The organism is Parapusillimonas sp. JC17 (genome assembly GCF_052180245.1).
In the GTDB taxonomy this organism is placed as follows: domain Bacteria; phylum Pseudomonadota; class Gammaproteobacteria; order Burkholderiales; family Burkholderiaceae_B; genus Parapusillimonas.
Genome location: NZ_CP197474.1, coordinates 3,354,402 through 3,369,588, shown reverse-complemented (window position 1 = coordinate 3,369,588; position 15,187 = coordinate 3,354,402). Strand labels below are relative to the sequence as shown.

The 15,187-nt window shown below is 63.7% G+C and carries 11 protein-coding genes; all 11 read left to right on the top strand.

Features of this window, described 5'->3' with window-relative positions; translation table 11 throughout:
- The first annotated feature begins 84 nt into the window (after positions 1 to 84).
- The 11 genes from ACSBPU_RS16220 to gltS all read left to right on the top strand — a co-directional run bounded on the left by ACSBPU_RS16220 (position 85) and on the right by gltS (position 15,139).
- A complete protein-coding gene (locus tag ACSBPU_RS16220) occupies positions 85 to 1,572 on the top strand; it encodes an efflux transporter outer membrane subunit (protein WP_012112356.1) in 1,488 nt (495 codons plus the stop codon).
- A 14-nt stretch (positions 1,573 to 1,586) separates the two neighbouring features.
- Complete coding sequence (locus ACSBPU_RS16215; protein WP_012112357.1) at positions 1,587 to 2,666, top strand: HlyD family secretion protein; 1,080 nt, start codon at positions 1,587 to 1,589, stop codon at positions 2,664 to 2,666.
- 3 nt (positions 2,667 to 2,669) lie between these two features.
- Positions 2,670 to 5,438 carry a ribosome-associated ATPase/putative transporter RbbA gene (gene rbbA, locus ACSBPU_RS16210; RefSeq protein WP_442592994.1) on the top strand — a complete coding sequence of 923 codons (2,769 nt, stop codon included), beginning with the start codon at positions 2,670 to 2,672 and terminating at the stop codon, positions 5,436 to 5,438.
- A gap of 1 nt (position 5,439) precedes the next feature.
- On the top strand, positions 5,440 to 6,570 hold the full coding sequence (locus tag ACSBPU_RS16205) for an ABC transporter permease (RefSeq protein WP_012112359.1): 1,131 nt from the start codon (positions 5,440 to 5,442) through the stop codon (positions 6,568 to 6,570).
- 47 nt (positions 6,571 to 6,617) lie between these two features.
- Positions 6,618 to 7,079 (top strand): phasin family protein, encoded by a 462-nt coding sequence (locus ACSBPU_RS16200; RefSeq protein ID WP_012112360.1) that lies wholly within the window; start codon positions 6,618 to 6,620, stop codon positions 7,077 to 7,079.
- Positions 7,069 to 7,815 carry an acetoacetyl-CoA reductase gene (gene phbB, locus ACSBPU_RS16195; protein ID WP_012112361.1) on the top strand — a complete coding sequence of 249 codons (747 nt, stop codon included), beginning with the start codon at positions 7,069 to 7,071 and terminating at the stop codon, positions 7,813 to 7,815. Before ACSBPU_RS16200 ends, phbB begins: the two co-directional genes overlap by 11 nt.
- A gap of 85 nt (positions 7,816 to 7,900) precedes the next feature.
- The gene (locus ACSBPU_RS16190; protein WP_012112362.1) at positions 7,901 to 10,405 is read left to right on the top strand and encodes a DUF3141 domain-containing protein; all 2,505 of its coding nucleotides are present in this window, start codon (positions 7,901 to 7,903) and stop codon (positions 10,403 to 10,405) included.
- On the top strand, positions 10,402 to 11,823 hold the full coding sequence (locus ACSBPU_RS16185) for a bifunctional enoyl-CoA hydratase/phosphate acetyltransferase (protein WP_012112363.1): 1,422 nt from the start codon (positions 10,402 to 10,404) through the stop codon (positions 11,821 to 11,823). Before ACSBPU_RS16190 ends, ACSBPU_RS16185 begins: the two co-directional genes overlap by 4 nt.
- A 43-nt stretch (positions 11,824 to 11,866) precedes the next feature.
- Positions 11,867 to 12,619 (top strand): SDR family NAD(P)-dependent oxidoreductase, encoded by a 753-nt coding sequence (locus ACSBPU_RS16180; protein WP_012112364.1) that lies wholly within the window; start codon positions 11,867 to 11,869, stop codon positions 12,617 to 12,619.
- Positions 12,620 to 12,698: 79 nt separating this feature from the next.
- A complete protein-coding gene (locus tag ACSBPU_RS16175) occupies positions 12,699 to 13,937 on the top strand; it encodes an acetate/propionate family kinase (RefSeq protein WP_012112365.1) in 1,239 nt (412 codons plus the stop codon).
- The gene (gene gltS / locus ACSBPU_RS16170) at positions 13,934 to 15,139 is read left to right on the top strand and encodes a sodium/glutamate symporter (protein WP_012112367.1); all 1,206 of its coding nucleotides are present in this window, start codon (positions 13,934 to 13,936) and stop codon (positions 15,137 to 15,139) included. The genes ACSBPU_RS16175 and gltS overlap by 4 nt, the downstream gene beginning before the upstream one ends.
- The last annotated feature ends 48 nt before the right edge of the window (positions 15,140 to 15,187 follow it).

Genomic DNA, 15,187 nt, shown 5'->3' with positions numbered 1-15,187 from the left:
CGAACTCCGCATTGCGTGGGTGGCAGCTATCCCCTCCTCTGCAACCAGCCCCTCTTCAGCCCGATACCCGTACGGAACGTGACCATGCCCCCAGCTTCCCTGTTGTTTCCTGCGTTCAGCTTGCGCACTGCCTCGTTGGCCCTGAGCGCCGTCGTCTTGACCGGCTGCATGTCGCTCGCTCCGGCGCCAGACACCCCGCCGCTGCCCGTGCCCGAAGCCTGGCCTGCGCATCTTGGATCAGGCACCGACGGCGCCCACGCGGGAGAGCTTGCCTGGCAGGCGTACTTCACCGACCCCCTGCTGCAACGCCTCATCGAGACCGCGCTGGAGAACAACCGCGACCTGCGCTTGGCCGCGCTGCGCGTCGAGGAAGCCAGCGCCACATTCCGCATTCAGCGCTCGGATCGTTTTCCTGCCGTGGGCGTGGGCGCCCAAGGTGGACGCGCGCGCGTCCCTGGCGATCTGAACATGTCGGGCCGATCGCAGGTGGGCGGCGAATATCGGGCCGAGGTGGGTTTGAGCACCTGGGAGCTGGATCTGTGGGGCCGGGTCCGCAACCTGGAAGACGCCGCCCTGCAAAGCTGGCTGGCTTCCGACGCGGCCCGCCAGGCCGTCCACCTGGCGCTGATCGCCCAGGTGGCCGACGGTTATCTTGGCTTGCGCGAGATAGACGAACGCGTGGCTATCGCCCGTCAAACCGTCGCGACCCGCGAGGAGTCCTATCGCATTTTCCGGCGCCGCGTTGAAGTCGGCTCGACCTCGAAGCTGGACCTCACTCAAGTCCAAACTTTGCTGAACCAGGCTCAGGCGCTGCTAACCCAGCTTGAGCAAGCCCGCGCCACGCAACGGCATGCGCTGGCGATGCTGGTGGGCGCCGATCCTGGCCCGCTGCCCACCAAGGTGCCCTTCGATGAAACGACGGTGCTGGCTGAGCTGCGGGCCGGTCTGCCTTCGGAGCTGCTGGTCAGTCGCCCGGACATCATTGCCGCCGAACACCAATTGCGTGCCAGCGATGCCCACATCGGCGCGGCCCGCGCGGCGTTCTTGCCGCGCATTGCGCTGACTGGCAGCTTCGGCACGGCCAGCTCCGACTTGAATGGCTTGTTCGATTCCGGCAGTCGCGCCTGGACCTTCATGCCCACCCTGTCACTGCCCATCTTCGATGGCGGGCGCCGACGCGCCAATCTGGAACTGAGCGAAGTGCGCCGCGACATCGCCGTCGCCGGTTACGAAAAAACCATTCAAACAGCCTTCCGCGAGGTGGCCGATGCGCTGAGCGCAAAGCACTGGCTGGCTGAGCAGTTGACGATCCAGAGAGCCAACCTGGAAGCGCAAAGCGAACGCGCACGGCTGGCCCAGTTGCGCTACGACAACGGCTCGGCCGCCTTCCTGGAGGTGCTGGATGCCCAACGCGATCTGCTGGGTGCCCAGCAACAACTGGTACAGGCGCGCCGCGCGCTGCTGTCCAGCCAGGTGGCGCTGTATGCCGCGCTCGGCGGCGGCACCCTCGCTGCAACCGACGGGGCGCAGGGTGCGACCTCGACGCCCGCTCCCACCCCATCAATCCGTTAAGGCACGCCGAACCCATGACCTTCTCACCCTCTCTCAAGAAAAAACTCCTGGTCGCTGCCGCCGCAGCGGTTGTTGTCGCGCTGGCCTGGTGGGGCTGGACGAAATTTGCCGACACCGGCCCCGGCGAAGGATTCGTCAACGGCAATGGCCGCATCGAAGCCACCGAGATCGACATCGCCACCAAGCTTCCCGGACGTATCGAAGACATCCTTGTACGTGAAGGCGATTTCGTCGCAGCGGGCCAGCCGCTGGCCAGGATGCAACTGGAAACGCTTGAGGCGCAGCGCGACGAAGCCTTCGCCATGCGTGAACAGGCCGAGCATTCTGTGACCGCAGCACAGGCCCAGGTGGCGCTGCGTGAAGCCGACGTGGTTGCGGCGCAGGCACTCGTCGGTCAGCGCGAGTCGGAGCTCGATGCCGCGCAACGGCGGCTGAAACGTTCGCAGACATTGTCCCAAGAAGGCGCCGCCTCGATACAAGAATTGGACGATGACCGGGCGCGCGTGCGGGGCGCACAGGCGACGCTCGCGGCCAGCAAAGCACAGACCGCCGCTGCCCGCGCCGCGGTCGAGGCCGCCAAAGCGCAGTTGGTCGGCGCAAGGTCCAGCGTGTCCGCTGCCACGGCCAGTATCAATCGCATCGAAGCCGATATCCGCGACAGCGAACTGCGCTCGCCGCGTGACGGTCGGGTGCAGGTGCGCGTGGCGCAACCCGGCGAGGTGCTGGGTTCGGGCGGACGCGTCTTGAACCTGATCGACCTGTCGGACGTATACCTCACCTTCTTCTTGCCCGAGACCGTGGCCGGGCGTGTCGGGCTCGGCTCCGAGGTACGCATCGTTCTGGATGCCGCGCCGGAGTACGTGATACCAGCCACCGTTTCCTTCGTCGCCAGCGCGGCGCAGTTCACCCCCAAAACGGTGGAAACCGCCAGCGAACGGCAGAAACTGATGTTTCGCGTGCGTGCGCAGATTTCGCAGGAGTTGCTGCGTGAGCACCTCAATCAGGTCAAGACCGGGTTGCCTGGCGTGGCCTGGATCAAACTCGACGCCAATGCCGAGTGGCCTCAAAACCTCTCCGTTCGCGTGCCGGAGTAAGGTATGAGCCACAGTGCGAGTGCGCAGCCCACGACCGTTGCAAGCGTCCGTCAGGTGCGCTTGCGTTACGGCGACGTCATCGCCCTGGATGGCATCGATCTGGACATTCCCGCCGGACGGATGGTCGGCCTGATCGGCCCCGACGGCGTGGGCAAATCCAGTCTGCTCTCATTGCTGGCGGGTGTGCGCATCATCCAGGAGGGCACGGTCGAGGTGCTGGGTGGCGACATGGCCAGCAAGGCCCATCGCAATAAAGTGTGCCCGCGCATCGCCTACATGCCGCAGGGACTGGGCAAAAACCTGTATCCGACGCTCTCGGTCGAGGAGAATCTGCAATTCTTCGCGCGCCTGTTCGGTCATGGCGCCGCAGAGCGCCGCCAGCGGATCGATGAGCTCACCCAGGCCACTGGCCTGTTCAAATTCCTGGAGCGCCCGGCAGGCAAGCTGTCCGGGGGCATGAAGCAAAAACTCGGCCTGTGCTGCGCGCTGATTCATGACCCGGATTTTCTGATTCTCGATGAGCCGACGACTGGCGTGGACCCGCTGGCGCGCGCGCAGTTCTGGGATCTGATTGACCGTATCCGCGCCGATCGCCCCGGCATGAGCGTGATCGTGGCCACGGCCTACATGGATGAGGCCCAGCGCTTCGACTGGCTGGCCGCCATCGACGACGGCAAGGTCCTCGCCACCGGCACGCCGAAGGAATTGCTGGCAAGAACAGGCAGCCCGAACCTGGAAGAGGCATTCATCCGCCTGCTCCCGGAAGAGAAAAAGCGCGGACACCAAGCGGTAGTCATTCCCCCCTTGTCGGATGGCGGCGCGGACGATATCGCCATCGAGGCCGAGGGGCTGACCATGCGCTTTGGCGACTTCGTTGCCGTCGATAGCGTGTCCTTCCGCATCCGGCGCGGTGAAATCTTCGGCTTCCTCGGCTCCAACGGGTGCGGCAAGTCCACGACGATGAAGATGCTTACCGGCCTGTTGCCGGCGAGCGAGGGTCGGGCCTGGCTGTTCGGCCATGAAGTGGACCCGCATGATCTGGACACCCGCCGCCGCGTCGGCTACATGTCCCAAGCGTTCTCGCTCTACAGCGAAATCACGGTACGCCAGAACCTGGAGTTGCACGCCAAACTCTTCAGTGTGTCCCCGGAGGACATTCCTGCTCGCGTCGATGAGATGGTGGAGCGCTTCGGGCTGGTGGACGTCATCGACAGCCTGCCGGCCAGTCTGCCTCTGGGCATACGCCAACGCCTGTCGCTGGCGGTCGCCATGGTGCACAAGCCAGAACTGCTGATTCTGGACGAACCGACTTCGGGCGTCGACCCGGTGGCGCGCGATGCGTTCTGGCGACTGCTCATCGAGCTGTCGCGGCGTGACCGGGTGACGGTCTTCATTTCCACCCACTTCATGAACGAGGCAGAGCGCTGCGACCGCATGTCGATGATGCATGCGGGCAAGGTGCTCGACAGCGACGTGCCCGCCAGACTGGTCGAGAAGCGCGGCGCCAAAACCCTTGAAGAGGCCTTCATCGGCTACCTCGTCGAAGCCGAGGGCGGCACGGCGGCGCCGGCCAGCCAGCCCGGGGCCGCCGATCACGAGGAGCAACCATCGGCGGCGACCGCTGAACACGGCGGGCACGGCTCTGGCGGTTTCAGTCTGCAGCGCATGTTCAGCTATCTGTGGCGCGAGACGCTGGAATTGCAGCGGGACCCGGTACGCGCCACGCTGGCGCTGGGCGGTTCGCTGCTGCTGATGTTCGTGATCGGCTTCGGCATCACCATGGACGTCGAGGACCTGAGCTATGCGGTGCTCGATCGCGACCAGACCACGCTCAGCCAGAGCTACACGCTGAACCTGGCCGGCTCGCGCTACTTCACCGAGCACGCGCCGATCGTAGACTACGACGATCTCGACCGGCGGATGCGTAGCGGCGAACTGTCGCTGGCCATTGAGATCCCCCCTGGCTTCAGCCGCGACGTGTTGCGGGGCCAGAACGTGCAGATCGGCGCCTGGCTCGACGGCGCCATGCCGCAACGCGCGGAAACCGTGCAGGGCTACGTTCAAGGCATGCACCAGCACTGGCTACTCGTACAGGCCAGCGAACGCAGCGGCGCCAGCGCCGCAGGCAATGCGAGCGTCGAGACGCGCTTTCGCTACAACCCCGATGTCAAGAGTCTGCCAGCCATGGTGCCGGCGGTGATCCCTCTGCTGCTGCTCATGCTGCCGGCCATGCTGACTGCGCTGGCGGTGGTGCGCGAGAAAGAAACCGGGTCGATCACCAATCTGTACGTGACGCCGGTCACGCGCATCGAGTTCCTGCTCGGCAAGCAACTGCCCTATGTCGGCCTGGCCATGGTGAACTTCCTGCTGATGACGCTGCTCGCGGTCACCATCTTTGGCGTTCCGGTCAAGGGCAGCTTTTTCACCCTGGCGCTGGCTGCGCTGATCTTCTCCTTCGCCGCGACAGGCATGGGGCTGCTGGCCTCGGCCGTCACACGCAGCCAGATCGCCGCCATGTTCTTTGCCATGATCGGCACGCTCATACCGGCCACCCAGTTTGCAGGTCTGATCGATCCGGTGTCTTCGCTCGAGGGCTCCAGCAAGTTCATCGGGCAGATCTATCCCGCCACGCACATGATCTCCATCAGCCGTGGCGTTTTCAGCAAATCACTCGGCCTGGCCGACCTGACGGGGCCGCTGTGGTCGATGCTCTTGTCGGTCCCGGTCATTCTCGGCGCCGCCGTTTTGCTACTCAAGAAGCAGGAGCGCTGAGATGCGCAGAAGAAACCTGGCCAACATCTACGACCTGGGTGTCAAGGAGCTGTGGAGTCTTTGGCGCGATCCGATGATGCTCGTGCTCATCCTCTATGTGTTCACCGCATCGGTCTACACCTCAGCGACCTCCATGCCGGAGACGCTGCACAACGCGCCCATCGCCATCATCGACGAGGATAATTCGGCCCTGTCCCAGCGGATTGCTTCGGCCTTCTACCCCCCGCAGTTCACCCAGCCGGCCATGATCGACTATAGAGACGTGGACCCGGGCATGGACGCGGGGCTGTACACCTTCGCCCTGGTTATTCCGCCCAACTTCCAGCGTGACGTGCTGGCGGGGCGATCGCCCGCCGCGCAGCTCAATGTCGATGCCACCCGAATGAGTCAAGCCTTCACCGGCAGTGGCTATATCCAGCAGATCTTCACCGGTGAAGTCAATGAGTTCGTCAAGCGTTACCGCGGCACCGACGCGCCACCCGTGGATCTGGCCTTGCGCGCACGCTTCAACCCCGCACTGGACAAGGCCTGGTTCGGCTCGGTGGTGCAGATCATCAACCACATCACGCTGTTGTCCATCATCCTCACCGGCGCGGCGCTGATCCGGGAGCGCGAGCACGGCACTATCGAGCATCTGCTGGTGATGCCGGTCACGCCCGCGCAGATCATGCTCTCCAAGGTCTGGTCGATGGCCCTGGTCGTGCTGATCGCCTCCTTCCTGTCCCTCAATCTCATGGTGCGCGGCGTCCTGGGCGTTCCCGTCGAGGGTTCCATTGCGCTGTTCTTCGCTGGCGCGGCGCTCAGTCTGTTCGCCACCACCTCGATGGGCATCTTCATCGCCACCCTGGCGCGCAACATGCCCCAATTCGGCATGTTGATGATGCTCACCATCATGCCGCTGCAGATGCTCTCGGGTGGCACCACGCCACGCGAAAGCATGCCCGAGATAGTGCAGAACATCATGCTGATCGCACCCACCACCCATTTCGTGGAACTGAGCCAGGCTATCCTCTACCGGGGCGCCGGCCTGGAGACGGTGTGGCAGCCCTTCCTGGCGCTGGCACTGATCGGCACAGTTCTGTTTTTCCTGTCGTTAGCACGCTTTCGCAAAACGATCGGCCAGATGGCCTGATCGTTTGACCGCCCGAGTGGGCACTCAACCCAGTAAGGAGTTTGACCATGAGCAATGAAACCATCCCTCTCAACCTGTTCAAGGCGAACCTGGAACTGCAGTTGCGTCTCCAGCGCCTGGTGCAGGAAAACGGCCAGCAATGGTTGGAGAACGCCACGCGCGCGGGCAAAGACGGCATTGCCGAGTCCGGCGCGGAAATCGAAAGCCTGCTCAAGGCCCAGAACTGGCAGGAACTGGCCACGCTGCCCGCACAAGCCTTCTGGCGTCAGTTTCAGCATCACGTGGGCGGCGCGCAGGCGCTGACACAAGTCGCGATCAAAAACCAGACAAGCTTCACCCAAGGCCTGCAAAAAGCCATTCAAGACTGGCAGAAATCGGTCACGCAGGCCGTAGGCCAGGGCGATGCGGTACTTCCGTTCCAGGATATATTCAAACAGTGGGGGGCCGTGTGGGCCTCGGCCCAGGACAAGGAGGCACCGGGCAAGACCGGTGGCCGCAATGCCGGCTGAACAACGCACCGCCCTGGTCACGGGCGGCAACGGTGGCCTGGGCGCGGCCATCGCCCGAGCCTTGCACGATGCTGGGCATACCGTGCTCGTCATCCACTCGCCAGGCAATGCCAGCATCGGCGCGTGGTTGGAAGCCCAGGCGGGTGAAGGTTACAACTTCATCGCCTACGGCGCGGATGTGGCCGACCATGCCTCCTGCCAGGAGCTGGCCGGCCTCATTCAAGCAGACGGTCACCACATCGACATTCTGGTCAACAACGCGGGCATCACGCGTGATGCTACGTTCCGCAAGCTGAGCTACGCCGATTGGGATGCGGTTCTGCGCGTCAATCTCGACTCCGTTTTCAACGTCACTCGGCCATTCATTGACGGCATGCTCGAAAGGGGCTGGGGCAGGATCATCAACATCTCCTCCATCAACGGCTCGAAGGGGCAGTTCGGCCAAACCAACTACTCCGCCGCGAAAGCCGGGATGCATGGATTCACCAAAGCCCTCGCGCAAGAGGTGGCGCGCAAGGGCGTGACGGTCAACACCGTCTCGCCGGGGTATCTGGATACGAAGATGGTGACGAGCATGTCGGAGGAAGTGGTCAAGCAGGTGGTTGCCGGTATTCCCGTGGGTCGTCTGGGACGGCCTGAGGAAATCGCCGCACTGGTTGCATTCATCGCCAGCGAGTCTGCGGGGTTCATGACCGGCAGCAATGCGTCGATGAATGGTGGCCAGCACATGTACTGAGTGAGGAAGGGCCGGCAAGACGATGTGCCTGCGGCCCCTTTCCATTCAATTTTTCAGTTTCATCATAGAGGGAATGCCCATCGCCATGAATCGAGACACCACGACATCACCAACGGCCGATTGGGGGCAGTTGCTGTGGGACCCGTTGCGACTATCGGCGATGGCAAGCGAGTATGCAGTGGATGCCTGGCAGCGGTCCATTCTGTATGCCGACGTTCGCCGCCAACGCGGCAACCAGTACCAGGAGCATTTGCAGGAGCAGACGCCGAACGTACTCGACTTCGCCTCTGAGGTCATCATGTCCGGGCTGGACCTTCCGCAGCCGGTCAACTATGGCCTCGTACGTATCCTGCCGCCAGCCGACACGCCGAGCGATCCCCACAAGCGACCGTTCGTGGTGGTCGATCCACGCGCGGGCCACGGCCCAGGCATCGGCGGCTTCAAACCCGATAGCGAGGTCGGCGCGGCCCTCAAGGCTGGCCATCCCTGCTACTTCGTAGGCTTTCTGCCCGATCCCGTTCCCGGCCAGACCGTCGAAGACGTCATGCGCGCCGAAGCGGCCTTCGTGCGCAAGGTCGGCGAGCTGCACCCCGACAGCCGCGGCAAGCCTGCGGTCATCGGCAATTGCCAGGCAGGCTGGCAGATCCTGATGGCAGCCGCCGTCTGGCCCGAACTGTTCGGACCGATCATCGTGGCCGGTGCGCCGCTGTCGTACTGGGCGGGCGACATGCCGATGCGCTACGCGGGCGGTCTGACCGGCGGTAGCTGGTTGACGGCATTGACCAGCGATCTGGGCGCCGGCCGCTTCGACGGCGCCTGGCTGGTACAGAACTTCGAGAACCTGGACCCGGCCAATACGCTGTGGAGCAAACAGTACAACCTGTACGCCAAGGTCGACACGGAAGGCCCGCGCTACTTGCAATTCGAGAAGTACTGGGGCGGCCACGTGTTCCTGAACGATGTGGAAATACAGTACATCGTCGATAACCTGTTCATCGGCAACAAACTGAGTACGGCGCAGCTGGTGACGTCTGATGGCGTGCGCATCGACCTGCGCAATATTCGCTCGCCGATCGTGGTGTTCTGCTCCTATGGGGACAACATCACGCCACCGCCCCAGGCCCTGGGCTGGATCACCGATCTGTACCGCAACGATCTGGACGTGATGGGGCATGACCAGACCATCGTCTACGCCACCCATGACAGCATCGGGCATCTGGGTATCTTCGTCTCCGGCAGCGTCGGGCGTAAAGAGCACCAGGAGTTCGCCGCCAACATCGACGTCATCGACGTGCTGCCGGCCGGTATCCACCGCATGCTGGTCGATGAAAATCCCGACGGGTCGCAGGAAGGCGAGCCGACCGGGAACGCCTACCTGACTCGGATCCAGCGCAGCAACATCGATGAAGTCCGTGAGATCGTCCGTCCCGACCCTGAGAACGATCGCCGGTTCGCCGCCGTTGCGCGGATCTCCGAGGTCAACCTGGCTTGCTACCGCAGCTTCGTGCAGCCATGGATGCGTGCCCTGGTCACGGACCAGGGTGCGAAGTGGCTGGAGCCGCTGCATCCGCTGCGCATGGGCTATGAATTGTGGTCTGACAGGCATCCGCTCGCCGCCGCAGTACATGAGGCTGCGCAACACGTGCGCGACCATCGTCAGCCCGTCTCCGAGGCCAACCCTTTCCTGCAACTGCAGGCGCAGTTTTCCGCCGCCGTCGAACAGATGCTGGATCAATTCCGTGATTGCCGCGACCAGATCTACGCACAGGCGTTTGACACGCTGTACAGCCTGCCGCTGGTGCAGGCCATGACTGGACAGAGCCTGCACGACGATGCACCGCCGCGACCCCATCCCAGCGAGACGCCCGAGCATCGCCAGTATCTGGCGCAAGAGTTGACACGGCTCGAAGCGGATATTCACAGCGGCGGGATCACCGAAGCCTCCATACGGGCGCTGTTCTTTGTGCTTGCAGCGCGTGGCGAGGCCGACGGGCGGCACTTCCGGCACGCAGAGGAAGTCGCGCGCCCCCATTTGGCAAACGACTTCGACATGCAGGTCTTTCGCCACCTCGTTCGTCGGCAGGCTTTGCTCATGAGGCTCGACGAGGACGCCACGGTGTCCGCCATCCCCGGATTGCTCAACGGCATAGCGCCCGATGACATCCGCCAGGTGGCGGGAATGATCGTGCAAGTGATTGGCAGCGGCGGTGTGCTGTCCGCACAAGAACAAGCCAGGCTGGAACAGGTTTCTACCTTGTTCGAGCAGGCCGAGCGCCAAGCGCAGGCGGCTTCGGCGCCCGCCGTGACAAGTCCCGCCACTGATACCTCCGCTACGGTCGTGGACGCGAAGTCGACAACCGCCATGCCACGCTCTGCCAGTGGCACATCCGCTGCGGTCGAGGATGCGAATGCGGCGCCAGCCATGCCGAGCTCCGCCAGTGACACCTCCGCTCCGGCCATAAACACGACCTCCAAGACATCCTCTCCAAAGCCTAAGGCGCCTCAGAAGAAAACTGCTGCGCAGAAAACTGTGTCCAAGACGCCAGCCGCCCCGCGGACAAGTCAAACACGGCGAGGGAAAGGCAAATGACGACGTCCTCCGCACCGGTCGATGGCGCCGCCGACGCATTGCAGGTTCTGCGCAACCGCACCTTCGACGAGATCGCCATCGGCGACAGCGCCAGCCTCGAACGCACGTTTTCGCCGCAAGACATCCACATGTTCGCGCTGCAATCGGGCGATGTGGATCCGGAATCTTCGGTGTCTTCGCCCTCGCGGGACACCACGGAGGCCATTTGTGCAAACGTCCTGATCTCGGCTGTGCTGGGAACACGCCTGCCGGGGCCTGGAACCCAATATGTCAGCCAGAACCTGCGCTTGCTCGGAGCCGTTCGGCCCGGCGACAGGCTGACCGTGCAGATGCAGGTGAGCAGCAAGGACACGGCCACCCATCACGTCACGCTGGACTGCACCTGCACCAGCCAGGAGGGGGTGGCGATTTTCCAAGGCCAGGTAGAGGTCGTAGCGCCCACTGAGCGCATTGAAAGAACGCGCACGGCGTTGCCGGAAATCCATCCGGATGCGCAGGGCCGCACAGGCCTGCAGCACCTGCTGGCGCATGTCGCGCACTTGCAACCGATTCGGGTAGCCGTCGTCCATCCGTGCGATGTCCCCAGCCTGTCCGCTGCGCTTGAAGCGCGCCACGCGGGGTTGATCGAGCCGGTGCTGGTCGGGCCACGAGGGCGGCTCGAAGCAGTCGCCACCGAGGCCGGGCTGGATCTGGCCGACGTCGCCATTGTGGACGTCCCGCACAGCCACGCCGCTGCGCAGCAAGCCGTCGCCTTGGCAGCCGCAGGTGAAGTCGAAGCCCTGATGAAAGGGAGCCTGCACACCGACGAGCTGATGTCCGCGCTGGTTTCGGCAGCAGCGGGGTTGCGCACCAAGCGCCGGGTCAGCCATTGCTTCCTGTTGCAGACACCGGCCTATCCGCGCCCGTTCATCGTCACCGATGCAGCGATCAATATCGCCCCGAATCTGGAACAGAAGGCAGACATCATCCGCAACGCCATCGAGCTGGCACAGGTGATCGGCGTGCGCGAACCCAAGGTCGCAATCCTGGCCGCAGTCGAGACGGTCAGCCCGACGATGACGGCCACGCTCGACGCGGCGGCGCTGTGCAAGATGGCCGATCGCGGCCAGATCACTGGCGGCCTGCTCGACGGGCCGTTGGCCTTCGACAACGCGATCTCCATCGCCGCTGCGCGCACCAAGGGGATCGTCTCCGAGGTCGCCGGGCAGGCCGACATCCTTGTCGTGCCTGACCTGGAGAGCGGCAACATGCTTGCCAAGCAGTTGATATTCCTGGGCGGCGCAGCCAGCGCCGGAATCGTCCTCGGAGCGAAAGTGCCGGTCATTCTGACCAGCCGCGCCGACTCGCGCGATACACGCATCGCCTCATGCGCGATTGCACTGATGCTGGCGCACCACTATCGGCTGTCACCCCCGTGAATCGACTTATCAGCAACGTATCCACCCCATTGGAGGAAACACTATGAAGTACTCATTTTCTGGCCGCGTAGCCCTGGTCACCGGTGCAGGATCCGGCATTGGCGAGGCCATCGCGCGACTTCTTGCGAGTAACGGCGTGAGTGTCGTCGTCTCGGATGTCAGCGCCGACAATGCGCAGCGCGTCGCCAAGCTCATCAGCGCCGATGGCGGCCAAGCCGTGGCCAATGTGGCCGACGTGGCACGCATCGATGAGGTCCAGGCTGCCGTGGCCTGCGCGGTCGATACGTTCGGCGACCTTCATTTTGCCGTCAACAACGCCGGTATCGGTGGCGACCAGAGCCCGGCGGGAGAACTGGACCCTGCCGCCTGGCGCCGGGTGATCGATGTCAACCTGAACGGCGTGTTCTATGGCCTGCGCCATCAGATTCCCGCCATCCTGCGCTCGGGAGGCGGCGCCATCGTCAACGTCTCCTCCATCCTGGGGGTGGTGGGCGACGCAGCGAACCCTGCGTACGTCGCAGCCAAACATGGCGTGACCGGGCTGACCCGCTCGGCAGGACTGGCCTATGCGTCCAAGGGAATCCGGATCAATTCGATTCATCCCGGTTACGTGCGTACGCCCATCCTGGATTTCCTGGATGAATCGGCCCTCCAGAAGGCCGTTGACCTGCATCCGATCGGTCGTCTGGGTACATCGGACGAAATCGCCCATGCCGTGGCGTTTTTGCTGTCGGAAGGAAGCAGCTTCCTTGTGGGCACCCAGCTCATCGCCGATGGCGGCTACACGGCGCGCTGAGTCTGAAGACGATGAGACAGCAGACACCCCCGCACACCTCGGCGAAGTCGCGCGGACGGCGCGCAGAGAGGACGACCTGATGGACGTCACCATGGCCCGCTCCGGGCGCCGCGAACACGGACTGATCCTTGTGCTGAACTGCGGTTCATCCAGCATCAAGTTTGCGGTGTTCGATTCCTCGGCCGCGCCACTGCCGCGTCAGGCATTGTGGAATGGCAAGGTGCAGGGAATCGGCGGCGCCAACCCGGATTTCGGAGAGACCGGAGTTGCGCCGTTCTCGATCGAACTGGACACGGCACATCCGTATCGCGCCGCACTGCGCATCATCCGCGATCGCGTCAGTCAGCGGCTCGACGGCCGCCGGATAGGTGCGGTCGCTCATCGGATCGTCCACGGTGGCAGCAGGTATTTCGAGCCAGTGCGGGTGGACGCCCAGGTGCTCACCGATCTGCAGGGATACATCCCGCTGGCGCCACTGCACCAGCCGTTCGCGCTGGAAGCCATCGATATTCTGCTGCGCGAACAGCCGGAGCTGCCTCAGGTGGCCTGCTTCGACACCGGCTTCCATCACACCATCCCCAAGCTCGAGCAGCTCCTGCCGTTGCCCTACGCCGCATGGGAGCGCGGTCTGCGCCGGTACGGATTTCACGGCCTGTCGTATGAGTACATGGCTGAGGCTTTGCCCGAACGCCATGGCGACGCGGCGCGCAGGCGCACCATCGTTGCCCACCTGGGCAGTGGCGCCAGCCTGTGTGCTATGCAAGGACTCAAAAGCGTGGCCACCACCATGGGTTTCTCCGCGCTTGACGGGCTGATGATGGGCACCCGCACCGGTGCGCTCGATCCAGGCGCCGTGCTCTACCTGATGGAGATCGAGAAGCTTTCACTGGAACAAGTGGGGCGTGTCCTCTATCACGAGTCCGGTCTGCTCGGCGTTTCGGGAATCTCGGCCGAGCCGCGCGTCATTGTCCGGCACGAGAACGATGCAGGCGAAACGGGGGAGCGAGCGCGCTTGGCACTGGCCCTTTACGTGCGACGCATCGTGCGCGAGATCGGGGCCCTGGTCGCCGTGCTGGGCGGTCTGGACATGTTGGTGTTCACGGCGGGTGTCGGTGAACACAATGCGTTCATTCGCGAGCGCATCTGTGCGGCGCTGGGCTTTCTGGGCATTGCCCTGGATACCGACGCCAACGCCCGCCACGCGGCGAAGATTTCCAGCGACCACAGCCAGGTCATCGTGGCGGTCGAGCCCACCAACGAAGAGTGGATAGCCGCCAGCCACGCACTGTCCTGCCTGGACAGGGAGAAGGTGCGATGAAGATCGATGCCTTCCATGGATTCACGCTCGCCATCGTGCTGTTGTTCGTGGGCAAGGGCCTGGTTGCGCGTTGGGGCATCTTGCGTCGATACAGCATCCCGGAATCCCTGGTGGGCGGCCTGGCCTGCGCCCTGGTTGTCTTCGCCCTGTACTACGGTGCGGGGATCGTCGTCAGTTTCGATCTCGAAGCGCGTGACGCGCTGCTGCTGTACTTCTTTGCGGCCATTGGCCTGAGTACCGACGCCCGCACGCTGCGCCATGGTGGGCGGCCCTTGCTGATCCTGTCGGGGTTGGCCATCGGGTTCATGGTGCTGCAGAACCTGGCCGGGATGGAGATGGCACGCGCCTTCGGCCTGGATCCGCGCGCCGGGCTGATGGTGGGATCGATTTCCCTGACCGGAGGCGTGGGCACCACCTTGGCCTGGTCCGATCACTTCGTTCAAAACCTCGGCATTGCGCAAGCGCAGGAACTGGGATTGGCAGCGAACATGATCGGCCTGATCGCGGCCTGCACCATCGGTGGCCCGATCGCAAGCCTACTCATGCGCAGATATCAACTTCGAGCCTCCGGGGACAGCACACTGGAGATTGGCACGCTGCACAGCGATGAACAGCATGCCCGTCTGGACTACTACGGTGTGCTATTGGCATTGCTCTGGCTCAACTTAGCCTTGATGTTGGGCTCCGGAGTCAATGCCTTGGTCGCGCTTACCCCTGTCACGCTACCCGCCTTTGTGGGCTGCCTGCTGGCCGGCATTCTCCTGCGCATGATTGGCGACTGGATGAGGCCGAGTGGGCGCGGGCGTCTATGGAACTGGCCGAGCATGCAGCCGGGCATCGCTTTGATCTCCGACATGTCATTGGGCCTGTTTCTGACCATGGCGCTGATGGGCCTCAGACTCTGGGAGCTGCAGCCTGTGCTTGCCTTCATCACCGTGGCAATGCTGGTGCAGATCATCCTGGTCATCGCATTCGTGCTTCTGATCGTTTTTCGGGCAATGGGCAGGGATTACCAAGCCGCAGTGATGTGCGCCGGTTTCGGCGGAATCGCGCTGGGCTCTACCGCCACCGCCATCGCCAACATGACGGCGATCACTCGGGAGCATGGCGCTGCGCGCGAGGCGTTCATTGTGGTGCCCCTGGTGTGCGGGTTCGTCATCGACATTGCGAACGCGCTGGTGATCAGCCTGATGGCCGGTTAAGACGAAAGAATTAACGGAATGCGCCGGCAGGCGGAGACATCTCTAGCA